This is a genomic window from Duganella sp. Dugasp78 (genome assembly GCF_059491455.1).
Genome location: NZ_CP168506.1, coordinates 602,981 through 622,746 on the forward strand (window position 1 = coordinate 602,981; position 19,766 = coordinate 622,746).

Sequence of the window (19,766 nt, forward strand, 5' to 3'; positions counted from 1 at the left end):
CGACAACGGCGCCTCAGGCGCCGTTTTTATTTGTCGCCGCGCTTACTTGCCGGCCGTGGCGTGCCGCACGCCGCCGGCCTGTCTGAGGATTTGCTGGACGTCTTCGCGTTTCTCGGAAATCGCCTCGTCGAGCGGCGTGCGGAAATCGATCTCCTGCTCCTGGTTCACCGGGAAACCGCGCTTCAGCGCCAGCTCGATCACGGCCGGCGCGCTGCGCCGGACCAATATGTGCAGCAACGGATGGCCGGTCTTGTACGTGCAGCCAGGGTCGAGCCGCCCCAGCAGCGCCAGCATGGCAGCGGTGATCTCGGCATCGTCGCCATCCCTGTAATCGCGTCCCTGCCCCTTATGCGTGGGCGACGGCAGGTCCAGCAACTGATTGAGCTGATAGCACATGGCTTCGGGCGTGCCGCCGTCGCGCAGCACGGCGGCCGCGTCCTGCAGCACCGGCGCCCGCGACGTCAGGCCGGTGCGGACATCGCCCGGCGACGCGCCGGTCACCGGGCCGGTGGCGGGCAGGTTCTGGGCCTCGCGTTCCAGCGTCGCCGCCCAACGGTCGGCCATCTTGTTGGCGTAGCAGTGGCCGCCGCACATCATCTCTTTGACCGGCGCCAGCAGATCGACCGGTATTTCACAGTAGTCCGCGCCCGACAGCCAATACTGCCGGGGCTTGCCATCGACCAGCAGGCTGACCACGGACCTGGCAACCTTGGTCGTGCAATGGATGGCGTCCATGGAGGCCAGGTTGGCCGTCGTCGTCGGACCGTCGTGCTCGGCGTAGCGGCGGACCAGGCGGCGCGCGTCGTCGGCGTTGACCGGCCGCACATCGAACGACGCATAACCGCGCTCCAGCATCAGATAGGCGCGCTCGCCCTGCACGAACAGGCCGTGGCGACGCATGGTGCCCTGCACGAACACGGCCGCGTCCGGGCGCTCCAGCGGCACCTGCTGCAGCAGATAGCGCATCTGCCAGCCGCGCTTGTCGATTTCCTGATAGAGGTTGTAGGTGTCGTTCCAGCCGCTGCGAATCGGCGGCGCTTCCGCCCGTTGCGCCTGGAACGTCAGGTCCCAGCCTGCGGGCACCGGCGCCGCATGCGCGACCTGCGCCGCGGCGATCGTGGCGGCCAGCATCAGCCGGCATAGCGATCGCAGCGGCCGCATCGTTACAGCAGTTCCAGCACCAGCTCGGACGGGCGGCACAGGCGCACGCCTTTGTCGGTCACCACGAACGGGCGGTTGATCAGGATGGGATGGGCCATCATCGCGTCCAGCAGCGCGTCGTCCGACAGCGTGGTGTCGGCCAGGCCCAGTTCTTCATACAGGTCGCCCTTGTCGCGCATCGCGGCGCGCACGGTCAGGCCGGCCTTGGCGATCATCGCCTTCAGCGCCTCGCGCGACGGCGGGTTCTTCACGTAGTCGACGATCTCCGGCTCGACGCCGGAAGCGCGTATCGCCTCCAGCGTCTTGCGCGAGGTGCCGCAGGCGTTGTTGTGATAAATCGTGATGCTCATGATGCTGCCTTTGCGTGGAATTCAAAGGCAGCATTATCGCTTAAAACTTCGCCGCCACGCTCACGCCTATGCTGCGCGGCGCCAGCCGGTAGCCCTGCACGATGGACGCCACCTGCGGATGCTGGATCACCGTGTCGGTATCGAAGGCGTTCTTGATGAACACGCTCACGTTGTAGCGGTCGATGGACATGCCGGCGCTGAAGTCGGTGCTGTGGTAGGCCGGCCGCTGGTAGTCGGTCTGCTCGGGATTGAGCGAACCCTTGCTGGCGCCCACCCACTGCATGCCGCCCATGACGTAGGCGCTCTTGTCGCCGAACGCCGCGAAGTTGTAGGTGGCGTTGATGGCGGCGTTATATTTCGGCACGCCCTGCACCTGCGCGCCGGCCACCGCGCCGACCACGCCATTGCGCGACCCCTCGTCGTTGGACAGCTCGGCCTTGACGTAGCCGGCCGACGCGGTCAGCGTCAGGCCGGACAGCGGCTTGGCCTTGATGTCGAACTCGAAGCCCTTGGTGGTGGCGTCGCCGGCGTTGGCGTTGTAGGTGTAGGCGCAGGTCGGCAGGTAGACGCCCTGCTGGATGTTCTTCCACTTCACGTAGAACACGTCGGCGTTGACCGACACGCGGTTGTTGAGGAAGCGCGACTTGCTGCCCACCTCGTAGCTCCACAGGCTGTCGGACGAATACGAATCCGGGCCCTTGGTCAGGCCGTTCGCCTCCAGGTCCTGCGAGCAGGTGGTCGGCGGCACGTAGATGTTGTTGCCACCCAGGCGGAAGCCCTTGGCCACGCTGGTGTAGACGGTGTTGGTCGGATTGACTTCCCACGTCAGCGCGTACTTCGGCGTGAAGGCCTTGGACGACGAGGCGGCGCTGCTGTTGTTGCCGGCGCCGGCCAGGTAGTTGCCATTGCGCTGGTCCAGCGTGGAATCGGCCTTCAGGTAGCGCGCGCCGACGGTGGCGTGCACGGTCGGCGTGAAGTAGTAATTGACCTCGCCGAAGATCGAGCTTTGCTTCTCGCGGAAGTGGAAGGCGCCGGCAAACGAGTTATCGCCCGGGAACTGGCCGGGCCGCGCGTCCGGCAGCAGGTCCGGATCGGCGATGTCGAAGCCGAAGCTTTTGAAGGTGTCGGTCACGCCGAAGATCGGATCGTTCTCGATGATGTTGGTGTGCTGGTTGGAGAAGTAGGTGCCCGCCAGCCAGGTCCACGGCGACACGCTGGCGTCATACGGCCGCGAAGCCAGACGGAATTCCTGCGACACCTGGCGCACCTGGTTGTTCAGGTAGACCGCCGACGGCAGGCCGGCGATCGCCGCGATCAGTTCCGGCGGCGCCTTGCCGCCGTCCTCGGTCGAGGTCAGGAAGGTCGATAGCGAATAGCTGTTGTAGGCCGAGCCGTTCTGCGTGCGGTCGAACTTGCGCTCGAAGTAGCTGGTGGCCGAGGTCAGGTCCATCGCGCCCATATCCCAGTTGACGGTGACGCTGGGTGTCAGCAGCGTATCCTTGGACGGTTCGCGGATCTGCTTTTGCGCCTGATAGTAGGGCCGGTCCAGGTTGAAGGCGGCGATGTCTTTGGCATCGACCTTCTGATAGTAGACCGACGGCGTGATCGTCACCGAGCGGATCGGCTTCCACTTCAGCGCCACGCGCATTTCCTGGTCGCTGAGCTTGTTGATGTTGTTGGCCAGGACGTTGCCGTCGCCGTCGACCTGGTTGATGTAGCCGCCCGTGTGCTGGGCCTGCACGCCGATGCGCAGCGCCAGCTCGTCCTGTATCAGCGGGAAGTTGGCCACCATATTGGCCGCGTAGTTGCCGCTGCCGCCCTTGGTGTTGGACAGCTCGCCGTAGGTGGTGAACTCGCGCTCCTTCAGGTCCGGCTCGTTCGGCACGAACTTGATGGTGCCGCCCATCGAGCTGGCGCCGTACAGCGTGGCCTGCGGCCCGCGCAGCACTTCGACGCGGTCGATGTCGAAGAACTTCGGCTCCACCGTGCCCATGGTGTAGACGTTGCCGACGGTGATGGAGACATCGCCCAGATAGATGCCGACGGTGGCCGCGCCGGCCGTCGAGCTGATGCCGCGGATCTCGATGTTCTCGGTGCCGGGACCGGCGCCGCCGTTGCCGCTGGCGGCCGTGAAGGAGATGTTGGGCACGACACGGGTCAGGTCGGTGAAGTCGTTGACGTGCTCGGCCTGGAGCTGGGCGCCGGTGACGGCGGTAATGCTCATCGCCACCTTGGCCGGATCTTCCTTGCGCTTCTGCGCGGTCACCCGGACCACTTCGATCTCGTCGGACGGCTTGGTCTGCGCCCAAGCCGGGCCCGCCATCGCCGCCATCGCCGCCGCCACCGCGCCGCACATCAATTTTTGCCGTGTTTTCATGCCTAACCTTCCCATGTCAGTGAGGGCGCCGCCCCAAAATAATGCGTATTGATATATTTAACCATATTAATCATCTTGATCTTTTTGCAAAGCAAGAAACCTGCCATTCGTGCGGCAGACGTTGGCATTTAGTCACACATCGGGGAGTTCCCGCTGGGGAGCGGCAGTTGAAAAAAGCGCAAAATTCTGATGTAATTAAGACGTAGTCGGGGTGTGGCTCAGCCTGGTAGAGCGCTGCGTTCGGGACGCAGAGGCCGGAGGTTCGAATCCTCTCACCCCGACCAAGAAAGCCTTATTTTATAAGGGTATACACAGGACAAGAGTTTCGGCAATCTGTGCCAAATTCAAATCTGTGCCAAATCTGTGCCAAATCTTGCGGATTGCCATACAGCAATCCGCAAGATAAAATATCGACACGGAGGTTGCTAAACGTCTTTTTCAACTTCAGAAAAGACAAGTCCATGGCAACCATAGAAAACCGTTCACGCTACGCCGTCAGTGTCAAGAATCGCGAAGACCTCTATCGCGAGTTTCCGTTCACAAGCTTGGCGGACGCAAAGCTATACGCTAAGTCAATCGAAGCTCAAAAACTCAAGCCCGCGCTGACTCAAAAAGAGGACTCTTTTTTTGTCAGAATCCGCAAGACAGGGTACAAAACCGTGCAGATGACGTTTGCCACTCTGCGAGAGGCTGAAACAGCGATAGCACGCATCGAAGCCGAACGCGTCGACGGCATCTTCATCGACTATACGAAGGCCCACAAAATTACCTTTGAGGACTTGCTTCATCGGTACGTTAAAGAAGAAGGGCCGAAGAAAAAAGGCTGGGAGAAGAGCGAAAAGTACAAATTCAAGGCTTGGCTCGAAGACCTTGACGGTGGACTCACGAAACGTAGAGAAATCGCAGCATCCGAGGCCGCAAAGGCAGGTAAATCCGCCCCTCGCCTTACTGCACGCGCTCCCACTGCGGCAGTTCAATGGATGCGCAAAACGTTCAGTGCGGTTACGACCGAAGACATCGAAAGCTACATCGCGGAACGTGTGCAAGAAGTCGAACCGTCAACAGTGGACCGGGAAATCGACTCGCTTCGTTCTGTATTTACTATCGCGACGAAAATTTGGAAATATCGCCTGACTGACAATCCCATGGATACTGTTCGTCGCCCCAAGTACTTTAACGAGCGCGACCGCAGACTCAAGGGCGACGAACATCAGCGCTTGCTCGACTCTGCGGTTGAAGAAGACAAGGAAAGATGTATTACGCTGCGGGTTGAAGAGCTGATAAAGCAGGACCGTGAAGCAGCTGCTGACCTGAGTACTATCTACTCAAAGAAAAAGCTCGTAAAGGAGGCGCTGAAGAACGCGCGCCTGCAAGCCGAGCAGGATTACGTACATATTCCGCTGTTTGAAACCTACATCAATTTTCAAATTATGACAGCTGCGCGACGAGGTGAGTCGTTGAGGCTTGAGTGGGATGACATCGATTTCGAAAAGCGTTCAGCCTACTTGGCCGAGACCAAGAATGGCCAGCCTCGCTCCCTCCCGCTTCGCGCCGACCTCGTAGACATGCTCAAGTCACTTCCGCAAGACGAGCCAAACGTGTTCCCGATTTCTGCGGATAACCTCAGAAAGGCCTGGGCTCGTATTGTGGAGCGCGCAGGTATCGAGGATTTGCACATCCATGACCTTCGCCATGAAGGTGTCAGCTTGGTCGCCGAGACATCTAAATTCTCGCTCATAGACTTGCAAAAATTCAGCGGCCACCGGGATATCCGAATGCTGCTGCGCTATGCACACTTGTGCACGACACACATGGCACATAAACTTGATGAGGCTTTCAGCGGCGAGGCCGCTGCGAAACAACACCGAGGGCGTATGCGTCTGAAGCACGCGACCGTGTCACGTATAACAAAGCAGGAGGCAAACGACTTACCTTCGAACGTTGTTCGCCTCTTTGGCAAAGACGCAGCGTAATCGGGCAGCCCAAAACCAGTATGCTCCAAAGGAAGCGATAGGTTGCGTATCACCTATCGCCACTACGAGCCGGACCTTCTCGGCGCCGTACACTTGCCAGATATCGTCCGTCCAGACTGAGTCGGGCGAGTTGAATTCGCCAGAGTGATGGCCTCGCAGTTTTGCCAATTTTTTCTATGTTTTTTCTTCGCTGAGTTGGGTGAGTTCACCATTTTGAAAGACTTTTTTTACGGACCGTCCTCCCCCAAAAAGGTTTTCCTATTCCCATCGACTCACCCAACTCAGCGGAAATTCGTATGAGAATAAGGAAGTCGACCGCCGGTTGAAGCACTGAGCCGATAGGCAACGCAGAACGAAGAATGCACGCCGAAGCGTGCATTACAAGGCCAGCAGACCCCTTATGCCATTCGCGTCGCAACATTGGGGATTCGCAAATTGCATACCCAGGGCTGCTTTCCATCCTTCGTTCGCGGTCTACTTTGTTGAATGTCGAAGATTGTTCTAAGCTCCGTCCAGAAAGTCGTAGAAGCCGGTGGGTAAATACCATTGCGTCTACACCATTCCGCGAAGTGGTCATACACCAGTTGTTTTTCGCTGACTACCGGAGGGGCAACGACCTCGACTGACACGTCATCAATCCAGGCACGAAGCGGATTCGTCTCCACTTTCGCACTGTTTAAACGTCGGGCCATGGCAATCGGAATCTGCGGGTCAAACCTACCTCTCGCGCGCAGCCTCAACAGCCCTTCCAGCGCCCAGGCGAGGACTCCGGGCAACTCATTGTCGATGATATATTCCGCCAATTCTGGGTCCCTTTCGTGCTCAGGGATAGTTACATCAAAAGGCACAATGTCCCAACGTCGCCAAAATCCCTCCGAGTGGTCTGTTATGCTCGGAACCTGATTGCCGAGTACAAGGAACTTTCCAAGAACACGCACTGTGATTGGGTCCTTATACTTTCTGTTGGCTGAAACGCTTTCACCGGCGATGAGCGACTTGAGAAGGTCTTCGCTGATTCGCCCTTTCGGCGCCTCATCTGAATAAATCAAGCTGGCGCCTACCAGCTGTGACATCGCAAACCCTCCAGGTGTAATCGAGTTAAGATTAAACGACTGGGCATTCCCATGTAGTGCTTGTATCAGATTCCCAAGCACGCCCTTTCCGTTGGCCCCCGTCCCTATCCACAGCTGCGCCCGTTGGTATCTGGCATCCCCAGTTAGCGTATACCCCAAATACTCCTGCACTCTATTTTGTACGCCCTTGTCCGGCAAGACTGTATTGAGAAATGCCAGGAAACGAGTAGGAGTAGCACACTCAGCACTCCAAGAGCACTTCAACGCGTGCCGCAGTCCCTTATCCTCTGCCGGCGGCAACAGGCGCAGTACTCCATCCACTGCTTCGACATAACCGTTTTGACAGGGAATTAGCACACCGCTAGCGGGCTTCGGCACCTCCCTACAATGCAGCAAAGCGGCTTTCACAGCAGCGGTTGCGTTTGTCGCACTAGCATATTCTTGTTGATGCTCAACGAGCCAACTGTAGGCTCTCTTGTACGCCAATTCATCAACTAACGCTTCCCAGTAGATACCGTTCCATTCATAAAGAACCCCACCCTCCGTGGCGAAACTACCTGAGCTCTCCAGATACTTCGCATATTGGTGCGGTTGAAAACCTTGGCTCATAACCGACCACCAACCACGTTCTCTGCAAGCCACGTCTCAACGTCCTTGGGTCGCCACCGCAATAATCGCGTCCCAGGGAGATTGACTCGCGGAGGCACCGCGATTGGATTTCGTTGAATGTCTCGTTTGATGGTCTCTGGGCTTCTGCCCAGGACCTCTGCCAGTTCAAATACGTCTAAAAGCTTATCCATTGCATTCTTCCATAAAAATTTCTGTATGCGGCGACAGTAGGCACCGCTCGACGTCACAAGGTGACAAGCGGTGTAGCTAGGTGTTTTAGATTTACTCTTCCGGCAATCGAGCCATCTGTCCGACCGGAGAGAGCGCCCCCGCCAAACCCAGCCAATCGAAAAAATTCAATGAAAAGGGGGAGATTGGATAAAAAGTGACAACTGGCGTATCTAGACGTCATATCAGCAATGTCGCTGACTAAAACCAAATGAGAAGCACGATGGATATTGACGAACACTACACAATAAAAAGAACCGCCCTTGAGCTAAGAATCGACCTGGCTCAGAACCTCGCCGGATTAGCTCCGGCGCTGGCAGACATGATTGAAAGCTGGGGAGTAATAAAGAAATTCGCCCAAACAGAAACTGGGCTTCGGTTCGAATGGATTGACGATGAAACAACAATTAAAGTTCTCGGCATCCTGGCGGGTATAGGCATAGAACAGCTGATGACTCGGACCGTGGCACGACGTCAGCAGCAATCAGAACGCGCTAAATTTCTGTCGCTATCTCTCGACAAATTTGGAGCACTACTCGAGTCCTCTTCGGGCAATAAACTACGCCATATTAGAGTTCCTGATGACTCACTTCACCTCGCCCCGTTACACTTGATGCCTGTAACGCACTTCAAGAGATTGGCGCGTTTAGGAACCTGGAATAGCGTTGGGCAGAAGTTTGAATTTTCTGTTCCATTCAGTGACCAATTCAAAGACAAACTGTATGACGCTGTAATCGCACTCGCTAAGTCCAAAAAACTGACGTCGAAAAATGACATCGCTGAACGCCGCAAAGCCGTGGCCAAACGAAGCCTAGCTAAGCGCCAAAAGCAGAACCAAGCACTAGATATCGAGAACATGGACTTCGAAGACTACGGGGCAAATTTCGGTACTACAGCTGCGCTTGCCCACCAGGCGGAAGATGGATTCCGAAAGTTCAATCCTACTTTCCGAGACGACCACGACAACGAAGTCTGAGATAGTTTATCCAGTTGTGGGGCAGCTAGTTGAGGCTGGCTGCCCCTTTGCCGTTCCGCCCCTCACTCGGTCAACGTCGTCATGCTTACGTCTCGTCAAGCCCTCCGTCAGCGGCATCGTCCGAAAAACTCGCACCATCTTCCTGAGTTCTTGATATTATTGCCACCGCGCAATTTCAACGAACTGCGCCTTACCTAATACGCAGCTCCTCTCCACGGATTAAACAATGGCACTTATCACTGCATACGAACCGAAACTCCAAGAAATCACCCCGATGAGCGACCTCGGTGGATATGATGCAACTTCAAAAACCTTCATCCCATTCAAAAAATCGGCTGGCGTGGATGTGCACATAGTGCTCGACGCGCTGACTGCTGCGGTAGAGGGCGGAATAATCAACTCTGAGAAGTGGGTTTCCCAAGTTTTCGCCGACGCCGATTTGTTCGAACAATTCCTGGACGACTACGCAAATATGTATGAGGATTGCTACCGTACCCGTGACCGCTGGTATGCTGCCTTGATGCACTTGGCAGAACACTACGATGAAGAAGGCTTCATTAGCGCCGGGGAGATTGCTGAACGGGTACGGGAACAGGCGGAAGAAACCGGGCAAATCTAACGCCTCGCCGAGACAACGAAATGCCCTTCGTAAGAAGGGCATTCAGGCCTGTCCCTCGTTGGAATGAATGGCGTCACAACCACCGTCAAGCTGGAGAGGCGAACACAGCAGCGTAACGCCCCAACTACACACCTTCCTCCTTATTGTTTTCCGAATTTCGTTTTTGCACGTAACTCTTTTTCTGCAAAGCTCCTTGCAGAGCCAGTTTCGCCCTCCCCATCTCGCTCCAAGACTTTTTCAAAGCGGCCTCTCCTGAGTTGCCCGGTACTGCATCGGGAAATGCCTCTGTCGAAATTTCCGCCGAAACCATCGACATCGACATAGTCAAGGCGGTCAGTAGGTTAGCGACCTGCCCTGATTTGTTTGCGCCCTTCGAAGAAGTGAGCAAACCAATTTCAACGCAACGTTTCATTACACTCCATAGCTTCTCATCGCACAGTGGGAGTCCATTCGCGCTGATAACGCGATATGCATCTTCCAGCGGCGCCAACGCGCTCTCAATGCGCCAGTTTGGGTCGATGGCGTGCGCGGCCGCAGCACCATGTGCGACCGCTTCATTTTCAATACGTTGCCTCTCGCGCTCACGCGCAGGCAAAATAGCTTTGCGCATAATTTTTTCGATATCCGCCTCGCTCAGTGCCAGCGGTAAGTCTTGAGGTATTTCTGTTGCGCTTGCTGGGAACTTAGCGATGGGTACCGCGCTGCTCTTTCCTCCAATCCCCGTTTTTCTATCGAAGCGCTGATATTTCGACACCAGTAGGTGCACCTGATTTCCTCGAACTCGTACCTGCATTTATATCTCCTGTAGTGGTTAAAGAGACGTATAGCAACTTCTCTTTGTCGGCTACCGCTGCGTGCGCCGCAAACAGCGGACGCATTTGAGCTTGCTCACGCAATTGAGGGCACCCTCACCATTGCCCAGCACGCCAGCGCAGCAGTTACACGCCCTGCCTGAGGGCACCATACATTCACTCTTGATGGCTGTAGCAGGCGGCGCGGCACGACGTACAGGAGTGTGCATAGTCGGTACGTTAATCGCGTGTATGGGTCGCAGCGGTCAAGGAATCACGGCAATGGGGAGTCAGTTGCTCGCGACCGGGGACGGCTGAGGCGGGGCGCAACCCCGCCGACGCAATGGCGCATGTCCGTCATTGCTTGAGCATGAGCACGCGTGCGAACTAGCTGGCGCGGGGCCCACAGATTGCGACGATGAGGCGATTGAATTCGCAATTTGGGGAAGCCAGGATGCACGGCATGCGATGACACAGCTGCGTGCCGACGAGCCCCTCGATACAGGGTGGCATAGAGAGAGCGGTAGGGGCCGTCGGCGGGGTTGCGCCCCGGCGAAGCCGGACTGGAAGAACAGCCGCTTTGGCTCACGTCGCGACGAATACGCAGATGATGCGCGCCCAAGCGCGCAAGGCAGGATAAGGGGAAAACACATTTGCCCCCTGCCCGCATCCAGCCGTTCATCGATTCATTGAACGAGCCAACGCTAAGCCGCACGACTTCGGTTCACGGTATCACTCCGCGATTCACAAGTTGCTATACGAGACAAGGCGGAGATTGACGTGCGGAAGAACACCGATAGCACTCCGCCAGTCGAAAACAATACCTCATGAAGGAACTCTGATGAAGCACATACCATTAAAATTGAGCAGCACTGAAAAAGAGCACTTTTTAACACGTAATGAACTAAACAAAAGATACAGCGGCGAAAAGGCCAATGCCGATGCCTACGCAGGCTCCCTGGCTCCGCCCCATGGTGCCGCATCAATCACGCCAGCAACCCCACCCGACGCTGCATCAGTCCACACGGCGACGAATCGCAACGCATCGCTAGTCAAACCAGCATCAAAAGCCCGGAGCGGACTAGTAAACCGTGGCATTACAAAACAGGTTCACCCCGTCGACTTACAAGAACAAATTGCATTCGAGGTGCTGAGATGCCTGGCGAGATTTCGTATAGTTCGCGCTGTCGATATTGCCGTAGCATGCTTTGCGGAGAGGCCCTATACCGCAGCGCGTCAGGCGGCACGACGAACCCTACGAGGGCTTATCAAACGGCGCTGTGTGCTGAGCTACAAGACCGAGCGGCATCAGACCATTTACGCAATGACCGAGGCCGGAAAGAGGTTCCTGGGCGCCTACGGCATCGATGCAAAAGCATCCATTAGAAGCGCAGCAAACATGGTCAACCCAAATCACACCCTCTGGCTGAATTTCATAGCCATGTGCTGTGAAGCGCGTGGTCTCGAGGCACTGACCGAATCAGAACTAATGCAAACCTTGAATCAGCACGCAGAAAAAATTTCCCAAGTAAGCAAGCGAGGGCTACTGTCTGTGACGACGGAGAAGGCAGCAAAGACTGACGCGCCCCAGAAGCCTAAGAAGGCGCGAGTGACCTTACTACCTGACGTCATCGCATTGGAAGACGATGGCGTCACTTGGTTCGAAATTGATGCCAGCAAACGAGGCGCGGCCAGGATGGCCCGTCTTCTCGCGCTGGTCCGAATGGTCGGTAAGCCTTTGTCAGAGCTGGCGAAAACGATGTCTCTCCCTAAAGAGCTCTCCCATCTCAAGCGCGTATCGCTTCAGGCCAGCAATGCCAACTACTTTCAGCTTTTGAGAAATAAGCTTTTCGCCGAGGCCCGGGCAACAGCCAACTACGTCCTCACCGAGAGCGATAACAACTGTCGTGTTGTCTACGTGGGGAACGATACCTTTGAGATTTGGCGCGCTCAGGACTCGCCTACAGGTCAAGAGGATGCATGCGTGGGCCACGTCATCCTGCAAATGCTTCCCACTGGCCTTCCGAACTATCAGGGCAGTGACGCCGACAAGTCGCGGCCAGCCGGTTGGTTCGAAGAGAACTACCTCCCCTACCGCCGAATTGCCGCCACCGAACGATGGCGTGAACCCGCGTCTCAGTTTCCACTCAAACTACCAAACGAAGGGGCATCTTGAAAGGTTGCTATACGAGTTAGGAGCGCAGTTTTTTGCTCGCTCCTTTTCTAGAAAAGGACATAACTATGCAAGCATTTGGCAACGTGGCCACTGCGCCAGAACGCAAAGTCGGTAAGGTGAGTGGTAAAGGGTATTATGAGTTTCGCGCATGTGAAAGCCAACGCGGAAAAGACGATGCACCCACCTGGTACACGGTCCGCATCATGAAGGATGAGGACCCCGGTTTGCTGAAGGGCGACTTCGTTAAGGTGACAGGGAAGTTGAAGGCTGACTTCTATTTATCCCGGGAAGGAAAGCCGACCGGAACTCTGCTAGTCATCGCATTTGAAGCGACTAAGATAGTAAAACAAATGGCCGTCTTAGAATCCTAAGATTCGACATCCGCCCAACTGTATGATTGGGAATCACCTCGCATGAGGTGGTTCCCTCGTTTCCAGACAAAGCATCTTAGATGCTACGCATGCGTATTATCATTGAACAAAGGTATTTAACCTAACCTTACTCATCCTCCACGACCGCTAGGGAAATAGTCGCGAATGTCAGCATATTCGGTTTTTCCGTATGCGTTGACTACTACGTTTAGTGCCTCTTTCACTCCTGGGTAATCCGGGGTCAGTAATTGCACGCCCTGGCGACGAAGCCCATTCTCATCGGTGATTCGGCAGGCATCGGGACTAGTTTCAAAGCTCGAATGATTTCGACACACAAAGGGACGGTTCTCATAAATGGAGCACCCGCCATCTTCTAAGAAAGTACAAGGCGTCTTATAGTCGAAGTCTGTTTGAGGTCGTAACCTTGGTGGCTTAAGCGTTGCAGGCTTTACGCCGATTCTATTTCCCAGTAGCTGTGCTTCTAGCCCAGTGATGGCAACTTGATTATGGCAGCAATGGTTACAACCCTTAGCACAGGCGACATATGGCTTCGCAGCCTCCGAGAAGCGCCCGACAACATCGAGAATCGGAAGAATGCGTAGCATAGGCTTCGCGTTCATGGACGCGACTTTCTTCGGCAGCTCGTAAGCTTCAGCTAGCAGACTAATTGGACGCTGCCTAATAAATGCCTCTGCACGCTCATTAGCAGTCAAGTTTTCACTCATATTTTTCTCCGTTTTTTCTCAAACCATTCGCTTCGCCAAACCTCTGGGCTAACATCAAATTTTTCTAACGCTCGATTGACACGACGCTATGGGAACGTCCTTTGGCAGAGGTCCCTTTCAACGGATGATACTGACTATGAAGCATGTGCTCGAACGCATCATATTTCTCGACTAATATCGCCCCGAAGATAATAGGCTTCCCTTGGATTTCGGACACAGCTGGAAGTTTTGCATTTCCGTTAGCCTTATGCCCCTGCACATGAGCTTTCATTCGGCTAACCGGGGCGACGTCCTTACCCCAATACACCGGGTACCATCCAGGATGTCCGGGAATCTCAATTACATGAGGTTTTGGTGGAGCAACATCCTGTACCCAGATTCCGTATACTGCGCCGCTTGACTGCACGATTGGCAGTTCCTGCCCTAGACGGATGGTTCCGAACATTGCATCGAATATTTGGAAACCTTGTTCCGCCGCGACTTTTTTTAAAAACTGGACAACGTTATTCGTCATTATTTTCCTTAGATTTGGAAAGAGCAACAGCTATATTCGCACGTATTGCGGATGCAAAATAGGACTTATCAAATATCGCATTCATCGGATTTCGCGTCAGTGGCGGTAGTTGGGCGCGCCAACGCGGCCCACTTCGTTCCCTCGACATCCCAAGGCAATGCTGGTTGCTTCCTAGCTTGTCTGTGGACTCCATTCTTTATGTAGTGCGTTTGAAGCAAGTCGAAATGGCGCCGCTGGCCATGAAAGGAGAAGGTTACCAAGACTACGATTAATGGCTTACCGAGACTACCCCACGTTTGCTTTATCTTCGCCAAATTTTCCGCATGGTGTTCGCGGCGACTGTATCCAATGAATATGAACGCGTCGGCCTGCTCGTATGCATCCGCAAGCTTGTGGATTTCATTAACCTTCTCGTTCTTCGGCTGGTACCACTCCCATTCAACCTTCGCCCACGCTTCGCGATTGGCATTCTGAACGACCGCATCTGTGCGACCTCCGCTTTCGAAGCATGTGAAGAGGCCCATCAGGTCGCTGCACTTCTTGACAGTGGTTGCGATATGGGTCGTCCACACGGCGCGCTTGCCGAGGTCCTCATGGCCAGGAATCACCGGAAAGTCCTGATACCAGAGTGCGTTGAACAGTGCTATGAAATCCCGCTCACGTCGTTTCACACATCCTCCTGGAATTCCAACGGGTTCAATGCAACACCTCCGTTAACTGATTTCGGCTGCGTTGCCAGAGCAAAATTTTAACATGGGGCAACTACACGGCGAACGGAAGCGACTGTCCTGCACCCTACCTCCCACCGAATTAGCGATTGTATCTATACGTTTCGTAGGGCTGTCCTACGATTCTAATGAGGTCAAAATGAACGAAGCAGAGATTTTGAAACTGGAAGGTGAGACATTAATGCGAACCTTCCAGAAGGCGATTCACCCTGGAGCAATTGGCGGGGATTCGGGGCCGCTTGTAGCCATCGAAAAAAACGGGGAAATCGTAGTTGTCCTAGACGGCGACCAAGAAGCACCCGAAATCCGCATTTGGAATTTTCCCTTGCAGATGGTTAGTGCAATTTATTTTTTACAAGACCACAACCCTCAATTTGAGACAACTGAGAACCACGAAAGTGTTTACTGCACCATCAACGGTGCGCAGGCCCTCGGAGCAGACTACTTTGAAGCAGGTATGAGAGCCTACTTGCTGTACCTCGCGCGACAAAAGGATAAGCGCTTTAAGTAATTCCAATGGCGAGCAGTTTGCTCGCCATTTTCATGCAAACTATAGTGCTCGCAGACCTAGACCTACTAAGGCCAATGATGCTGGACGACCGGCGGTTTGCGCGCCAGAGCCAACATAGCTACGCGGGGCGTCGTGAGTCTACTATTTTCATCAGGTGACTAGCCATCACTATCATCTCACTCGCGTCAATGGCGCTGAGCTGCACCTTGCGGTGACTGTGAGGGTTCTTGTAGGAGCCGAGCGCTCCAGTCATCATGTTCAGCAGAGCTACACGTTCACCTGTAGGCGCATTTCTGTCCGTGAGAGGGCCTTTTTCGCCAAAGGCCTTTTGTGCCAACGGCACACCGAAATCATCAGCAGAAAAAGCAGCAGCTGCCCGGATTGCGACTTCGAGTTCCCGAAAAGCTTGAAAAACCGCTGTGTCGTATTCGCCTCGCATAAATGCAGACCAACAGCACTGAACGGTAGCTGGATGCAGCATGCCTCGTGGAAGTAGAACGGAGTTAGCGTATGCCACGACTCCAGCGCGGTCACGCAACTGTTTCCCCCTTCGTGTCACGAAGTGCCAACCGGATGTTTCCCCCGGGACTGGAGCAATCAATCCTTCACGAAGCAGCCAGTTCCATCCTTCCGCCATCGCGTATTCCACTTCCTTACGTTTGTCCGATGGAAACGTCCCAAGCGTTTGCGGATGTGTAAATGACGTCGGATGCAAAGGCGAACCAATCCCATCTTCAGGAACAACTGACGTGATTAGCTCTAGCCCGAGCCCGGCCAATTCCTCGGGTTGAAGTGCCAAAATTGCGTCTGCATCCGGGATAAGCGTAAAGAGGGTTGGCATACTCGGAGAAGCGCTCAATAATTGTGAATGAAGGTCGATGGCCGTTGTGTTACTTAATCAGGAAGTCATCCTTATTCTTCCCGGACAACCAAAGCGGAGCACGACCCCGACCAGTCCACGTCTCACCCGTCGCAATGTCACGGTATTTCGCTGGCACAGGCTGGCGGACGTTATCCCCCTTCGACTTGGAGGTCGTGCCCAGGTCACTCAGAGACAGTCCGAATGTTTTCATGATTTCTGCAATTTGTGCTTTAGCTGAAGCGATTTCAGAAGAACGTGCTTCCTTGGCCTTGTTTTCCAGTTCCGCGATTTGGGCCTTGATTTCTGCGTATGTGCTCATGCTTAGCTTCCTAAATTGTCATGTGGAGTGTGAAATCTATCATTCCAAGAAAACGAAATCCAGCCTGACTTGGCGAGAGGAGAAGTACTGCGATTAAAGCCCGCTAGTGAAATCCCGGACGGCCATGGTCTACAAACGCACGGCTCTTATGCATCGCATTTGAGAGCTGTCGCAAGTCCGGCTCGATGAGCTCTTTAGTTTCAGGGCAAAAGAATCGACATCCATTTGACTGGGCGAGGTCTGCAATGAGTACTAAAAACTGGGGGGCTTCGATGCGCTTGTCGCACCGAACAAACACACAGGCGCCAGCGCACTCGTCAAAGCTAACGTCAACGCGATTCCCATTTTCTGGGCCGAACACCAGCCAATCCTCAAGCATGAACCAGGGTGGGCCGAAGTAATGAACCAATTTTTCCTGCACCGCGCGTACCAATTCGCGAGATAACGGAGGCATATCCCAATCTTCAGCAGTCGTGTCAGGTGGACGCTGCTCCGTTTGGATAAAGTAGAGGTCGAACTGCCAGACAGCCATGAGCATCACTCTTTTCTAATGGAGATTGAACCGAAGGCACAATCCAGTCTAGCACTGCCTGGGTCTAAACGGACATATCCATACCGACGAGCTGTTCCTCCGACACGTCCAGGGCAGCCGCTAATTTTTCGATGTTGTCGAGCGAAATGCTGACTACCCCTCGTTCTACCTGACTTACGTAGGTACGATGCAGCCCCGCCAACTCCGCTAGCTTTTCCTGCGATAAGCCCTTTTCCGTCCGCACCGCCCGTAGATTTTTCGCAAATCGTCCACGAGCAGACACCCCCTCGCGTCCAACTTCGAGCCCTAGGGCCATCAGCAGCTTTTCTACATTCTCCAACGACATGTTTTGCACCGCACGCTCGATGTAACTGACGTACGTCCGATGAAATCCGGCACGCACAGCCAGGTCTTCCTGACTGATTTTTTGTCGCTCCCGCTCAGCTCGTAGGAAGCGAGCGGACCGTACGCGAAACGAAAGCTTGGAGGGGTCTTTTTCGAGCATCTTCATTGCCCGAGCTTCATTTATTACAGTTTATTTATCTACAGATAATCTCTCGACCGTATTTACATCCACCGCTTTTGAATCTACAATGATATTTCCATAACGCAATCTTTGACACCTTTTGCGTCGAAGTATTTTGTCTGGCGGCATGTCTGTTGCATGGCAAGCCAAGCAGGAAGCGACTTCCCAAACATTTCCAGGGGATAGTCGACTTCCGTCCGCTGTTCGACTTAGAGAAGGACCATTCTGAATGAAGCACTACAAATCTATCGCAATAGCTGTTTCTGGTATCGCCCTCTCGGCATGCTCGACCGTCAACACTACACTCGCCGAACGCAGCGAGGCGGTTGAGATTTACCACGTCTACGACATCAAAACGAGCGCAGACACCGCAACGATTACAAGGGCGGCATCGGACGGTTTGGCGGCCAACACGAACAATGTACAGACAGCTACCCCACTTCAAATTGGAAAAACGGTGCCGAGCGTACCGGGACGCTTCAGCATCGATGACATCGCCGCTGGCTTGAACGGTCAAAACTCGGCCATGCTGAAGATTCTGTCCGCACAGAGCGGTGGCCTGGGCCTCAAGGTCGCAAACTGCGCTGATGCTGTATGGACATCGAAGGCAACCAGGAATATCAGCGGCTCAAACAATCTGACGCTCTACACGTGCATCTACAAGTACAAAGCTGGCTATAACGTCGACATGTACGCCGTATTTACCAAGCAGTCTGGCGGTTTTTACCAGGTCATCCGTGAGGGCGCCAACGCACTGACTGGGACGCCCGAAGAATGGGTCAACAAGACCATCGTGGACATGATGCGCTCAGTCGAGCGCGCTGCCGGTGCACGCGCTGTACACGTTGAGGGACAACCTGACCTCGGTCCATTGCCTGCTGTCGACAAGCTCAGCTTCAAATGATGGGGACTTACGTGCGGAATAGTTTGCACCTCCTGAGCCCAGCAGCGATGGCCGCGCATGTAGTTGCCCTTGCACTCGCGGCCCCAGCTGCACAGGCGGCACCTTCAGTTGGCTACTGGTTCGAATTCACTAAAGGCACGGGTCAGCATGACCAGGTGCTCAGCCCAGACGCGATTTCCGGTGCTGTACTACAGGGTCTTCGCGCAGGTGGAATTTCCGCCATACCCAATCCGAGCAATGTCGATGCGATGGTGGAGGCGGATGTTACTGAATCGTTCGAGCCGGAATTCCAGTCCCTCCGCATCGTGTCCGGAACTCTATCGCTGAAGGCGCCACGGCAAGGCGCGAGCAACTTTGAACGCCCAATTTTACTGTGCCAGATGGGCTTACATACCTGGCGAACCAGCCAAAACTCTCAAGAGGCAGCACGAAAAATTCGAGATGGAATTTATCAGCAAGCAGTGCAGTTTGCAAAACAATGCCGTAGTGAGCTGAACAATTTTTAGGCGAACAATGCCAGGCTTCATCCAATATTCTTTCCTCTTTTAGGGCTGCGAAAAAATTGAAAAAAATCTTCAAGTTGTTAGCAGTAAGCGGCGTTACTGCGGCCATTAGTGGCTGCGGCGGCGGTGGCGCTTCGGGTGATATACCAGAGATGGCAGCGCAATTTCGCGGCGCGTTTCAGATGAACATCGTCACGAGTCAGTGCGACATTGTGACCATGGAATACGACCCAAAACTGGGACTCCCCCGCCAAGTGCATCATCGGGGCTACGACGAATTGATTTTTGGTAGCGACAACACCGGCTACCGAATTTGCGGCCAGGCTCTGTGGGTGGGGAAATTCGCGGGCTCGATGATACAAAACGGCGGCAGCAGTGCCGGAAATGGCAGCGTCAATTTCACGCTATATGACCAGCGCGGTTCAGTGACCGGACAAACGGGGTCAATCACAGGGGCTATTCTCGGCAACGGCCCTGCGGTGTCAGGTCTCTCGATGAAGAATGCGGCAAGCGTTGGTATAGACACGACGCTGTCGGTATTGGGCGGTGTGAATGTGGCATACCGAAATAGCGTTACGGGTTCGTACGCAACGCTCGCTGGTGTTTACAACGGCAAAACCACAGGGACTTCAATGTCCATCACCAGCGGGGGCTCCATCTCTGGAAAGTTGGCGCAAGGCAGCTTCAGCGGCACCATCACGGCGTTCCACCCAGATAGCCAAGTCCACGACGTTTCAGTTACGTTCACGGCGACAAACGGAGTGACGCAGAACATGACCGGTGTTATCGGCCCATACGGTTCACTGCCCGGAGAAATCGACATTGATGGGACTGCTGTGCTCCCCAACGGCGACGCACACCCTGGTGTGCTGATTGCAGTCGCTGGTGGCGGAGCAGCATACGCTGACGTGCTCGCGCAGAAGTGATTTTGGCAGTCA

21 protein-coding genes and 1 tRNA gene are annotated in these 19,766 nt (G+C 54.9%); 10 read left to right on the forward strand and 12 right to left on the reverse strand.

Translation table 11 applies throughout. The annotated features are described in order from the left end of the window. Positions 1–42: 42 nt before the first annotated feature. Genes ACEN9O_RS02580 through ACEN9O_RS02590 form a run of 3 tightly spaced genes read right to left on the reverse strand, consistent with a single transcriptional unit; the run spans position 43 to position 3,888 of the window. Complete coding sequence (locus ACEN9O_RS02580) at positions 43–1,161, reverse strand: hypothetical protein (RefSeq protein ID WP_495616093.1); 1,119 nt, start codon at positions 1,159–1,161, stop codon at positions 43–45. A gap of 2 nt (positions 1,162–1,163) precedes the next feature. Further along, on the reverse strand, positions 1,164–1,511 hold the full coding sequence (arsC, locus tag ACEN9O_RS02585) for an arsenate reductase (glutaredoxin) (RefSeq protein WP_495616094.1): 348 nt from the start codon (positions 1,509–1,511) through the stop codon (positions 1,164–1,166). A 40-nt stretch (positions 1,512–1,551) separates the two neighbouring features. Further along, positions 1,552–3,888, reverse strand: coding sequence for a TonB-dependent receptor (locus tag ACEN9O_RS02590; protein ID WP_495616095.1), 2,337 nt, complete (start codon positions 3,886–3,888; stop codon positions 1,552–1,554). A gap of 207 nt (positions 3,889–4,095) precedes the next feature. Here ACEN9O_RS02590 and ACEN9O_RS02595 point away from each other — a divergent pair. Then, positions 4,096–4,172: transfer RNA gene (locus ACEN9O_RS02595), tRNA-Pro, on the forward strand. 177 nt (positions 4,173–4,349) lie between these two features. Continuing rightward, positions 4,350–5,861, forward strand: coding sequence for a site-specific integrase (locus tag ACEN9O_RS02600; RefSeq protein ID WP_495616096.1), 1,512 nt, complete (start codon positions 4,350–4,352; stop codon positions 5,859–5,861). A 398-nt stretch (positions 5,862–6,259) separates the two neighbouring features. On the opposite strand, the gene ACEN9O_RS02605 is transcribed toward ACEN9O_RS02600, so the two are convergent. Next, positions 6,260–7,543: a DNA primase family protein gene (locus tag ACEN9O_RS02605; RefSeq protein WP_495616097.1), complete on the reverse strand. Its 1,284-nt coding sequence runs from the start codon at positions 7,541–7,543 to the stop codon at positions 6,260–6,262. Positions 7,544–7,994: 451 nt separating this feature from the next. Between ACEN9O_RS02605 and ACEN9O_RS02610 the strand changes: the two genes are divergently transcribed. Together ACEN9O_RS02610 and ACEN9O_RS02615 are read left to right on the forward strand one after the other, a co-directional pair. Continuing rightward, positions 7,995–8,747: a hypothetical protein gene (locus ACEN9O_RS02610; RefSeq protein ID WP_495616098.1), complete on the forward strand. Its 753-nt coding sequence runs from the start codon at positions 7,995–7,997 to the stop codon at positions 8,745–8,747. 226 nt (positions 8,748–8,973) lie between these two features. After that, complete coding sequence (locus ACEN9O_RS02615; RefSeq protein WP_495616099.1) at positions 8,974–9,366, forward strand: hypothetical protein; 393 nt, start codon at positions 8,974–8,976, stop codon at positions 9,364–9,366. Between the two features lie 124 nt (positions 9,367–9,490). On the opposite strand, the gene ACEN9O_RS02620 is transcribed toward ACEN9O_RS02615, so the two are convergent. Beyond that, positions 9,491–10,159: a hypothetical protein gene (locus ACEN9O_RS02620; protein WP_495616100.1), complete on the reverse strand. Its 669-nt coding sequence runs from the start codon at positions 10,157–10,159 to the stop codon at positions 9,491–9,493. 839 nt (positions 10,160–10,998) lie between these two features. On the opposite strand from ACEN9O_RS02620, the gene ACEN9O_RS02625 reads away from it, so the two are divergent. Continuing rightward, the gene (locus ACEN9O_RS02625) at positions 10,999–12,333 is read left to right on the forward strand and encodes a hypothetical protein (protein ID WP_495616101.1); all 1,335 of its coding nucleotides are present in this window, start codon (positions 10,999–11,001) and stop codon (positions 12,331–12,333) included. A 65-nt stretch (positions 12,334–12,398) separates the two neighbouring features. Then, positions 12,399–12,704 (forward strand): single stranded DNA-binding domain-containing protein, encoded by a 306-nt coding sequence (locus ACEN9O_RS02630; protein WP_495616102.1) that lies wholly within the window; start codon positions 12,399–12,401, stop codon positions 12,702–12,704. A 131-nt stretch (positions 12,705–12,835) separates the two neighbouring features. Here the strand turns inward: ACEN9O_RS02630 and ACEN9O_RS02635 are convergent, their stop codons facing one another. From ACEN9O_RS02635 to ACEN9O_RS02645, 3 genes are all read right to left on the reverse strand, one after another. Next, a complete protein-coding gene (locus tag ACEN9O_RS02635; protein WP_495616103.1) occupies positions 12,836–13,429 on the reverse strand; it encodes a YkgJ family cysteine cluster protein in 594 nt (197 codons plus the stop codon). Positions 13,430–13,493: 64 nt separating this feature from the next. After that, positions 13,494–13,943 carry a hypothetical protein gene (locus ACEN9O_RS02640; protein ID WP_495616104.1) on the reverse strand — a complete coding sequence of 150 codons (450 nt, stop codon included), beginning with the start codon at positions 13,941–13,943 and terminating at the stop codon, positions 13,494–13,496. A gap of 68 nt (positions 13,944–14,011) precedes the next feature. After that, positions 14,012–14,614, reverse strand: coding sequence for a hypothetical protein (locus tag ACEN9O_RS02645; protein ID WP_495616105.1), 603 nt, complete (start codon positions 14,612–14,614; stop codon positions 14,012–14,014). A gap of 196 nt (positions 14,615–14,810) precedes the next feature. Here ACEN9O_RS02645 and ACEN9O_RS02650 point away from each other — a divergent pair, with 196 nt between their 5' ends. Then, positions 14,811–15,182, forward strand: coding sequence for a hypothetical protein (locus ACEN9O_RS02650; protein WP_495616106.1), 372 nt, complete (start codon positions 14,811–14,813; stop codon positions 15,180–15,182). Between the two features lie 118 nt (positions 15,183–15,300). Here the strand turns inward: ACEN9O_RS02650 and ACEN9O_RS02655 are convergent, their stop codons facing one another. From ACEN9O_RS02655 to ACEN9O_RS02670, 4 genes are all read right to left on the reverse strand, one after another. Next, positions 15,301–16,023 (reverse strand): TIGR02391 family protein, encoded by a 723-nt coding sequence (locus ACEN9O_RS02655; protein ID WP_495616107.1) that lies wholly within the window; start codon positions 16,021–16,023, stop codon positions 15,301–15,303. Between the two features lie 49 nt (positions 16,024–16,072). After that, complete coding sequence (locus tag ACEN9O_RS02660) at positions 16,073–16,363, reverse strand: H-NS histone family protein (RefSeq protein ID WP_495616108.1); 291 nt, start codon at positions 16,361–16,363, stop codon at positions 16,073–16,075. Positions 16,364–16,466: 103 nt separating this feature from the next. Next, on the reverse strand, positions 16,467–16,895 hold the full coding sequence (locus tag ACEN9O_RS02665; RefSeq protein ID WP_495616109.1) for a hypothetical protein: 429 nt from the start codon (positions 16,893–16,895) through the stop codon (positions 16,467–16,469). A gap of 64 nt (positions 16,896–16,959) precedes the next feature. After that, positions 16,960–17,406 (reverse strand): helix-turn-helix domain-containing protein, encoded by a 447-nt coding sequence (locus ACEN9O_RS02670; RefSeq protein WP_495616110.1) that lies wholly within the window; start codon positions 17,404–17,406, stop codon positions 16,960–16,962. A 244-nt stretch (positions 17,407–17,650) separates the two neighbouring features. On the opposite strand from ACEN9O_RS02670, the gene ACEN9O_RS02675 reads away from it, so the two are divergent. Genes ACEN9O_RS02675 through ACEN9O_RS02685 form a run of 3 tightly spaced genes read left to right on the forward strand, consistent with a single transcriptional unit; the run spans position 17,651 to position 19,754 of the window. Beyond that, complete coding sequence (locus ACEN9O_RS02675) at positions 17,651–18,325, forward strand: hypothetical protein (RefSeq protein ID WP_495616111.1); 675 nt, start codon at positions 17,651–17,653, stop codon at positions 18,323–18,325. Between the two features lie 23 nt (positions 18,326–18,348). Beyond that, complete coding sequence (locus ACEN9O_RS02680) at positions 18,349–18,831, forward strand: hypothetical protein (RefSeq protein WP_495616112.1); 483 nt, start codon at positions 18,349–18,351, stop codon at positions 18,829–18,831. 56 nt (positions 18,832–18,887) lie between these two features. Continuing rightward, the gene (locus ACEN9O_RS02685; RefSeq protein WP_495616113.1) at positions 18,888–19,754 is read left to right on the forward strand and encodes a hypothetical protein; all 867 of its coding nucleotides are present in this window, start codon (positions 18,888–18,890) and stop codon (positions 19,752–19,754) included. Positions 19,755–19,766 lie beyond the last annotated feature (12 nt).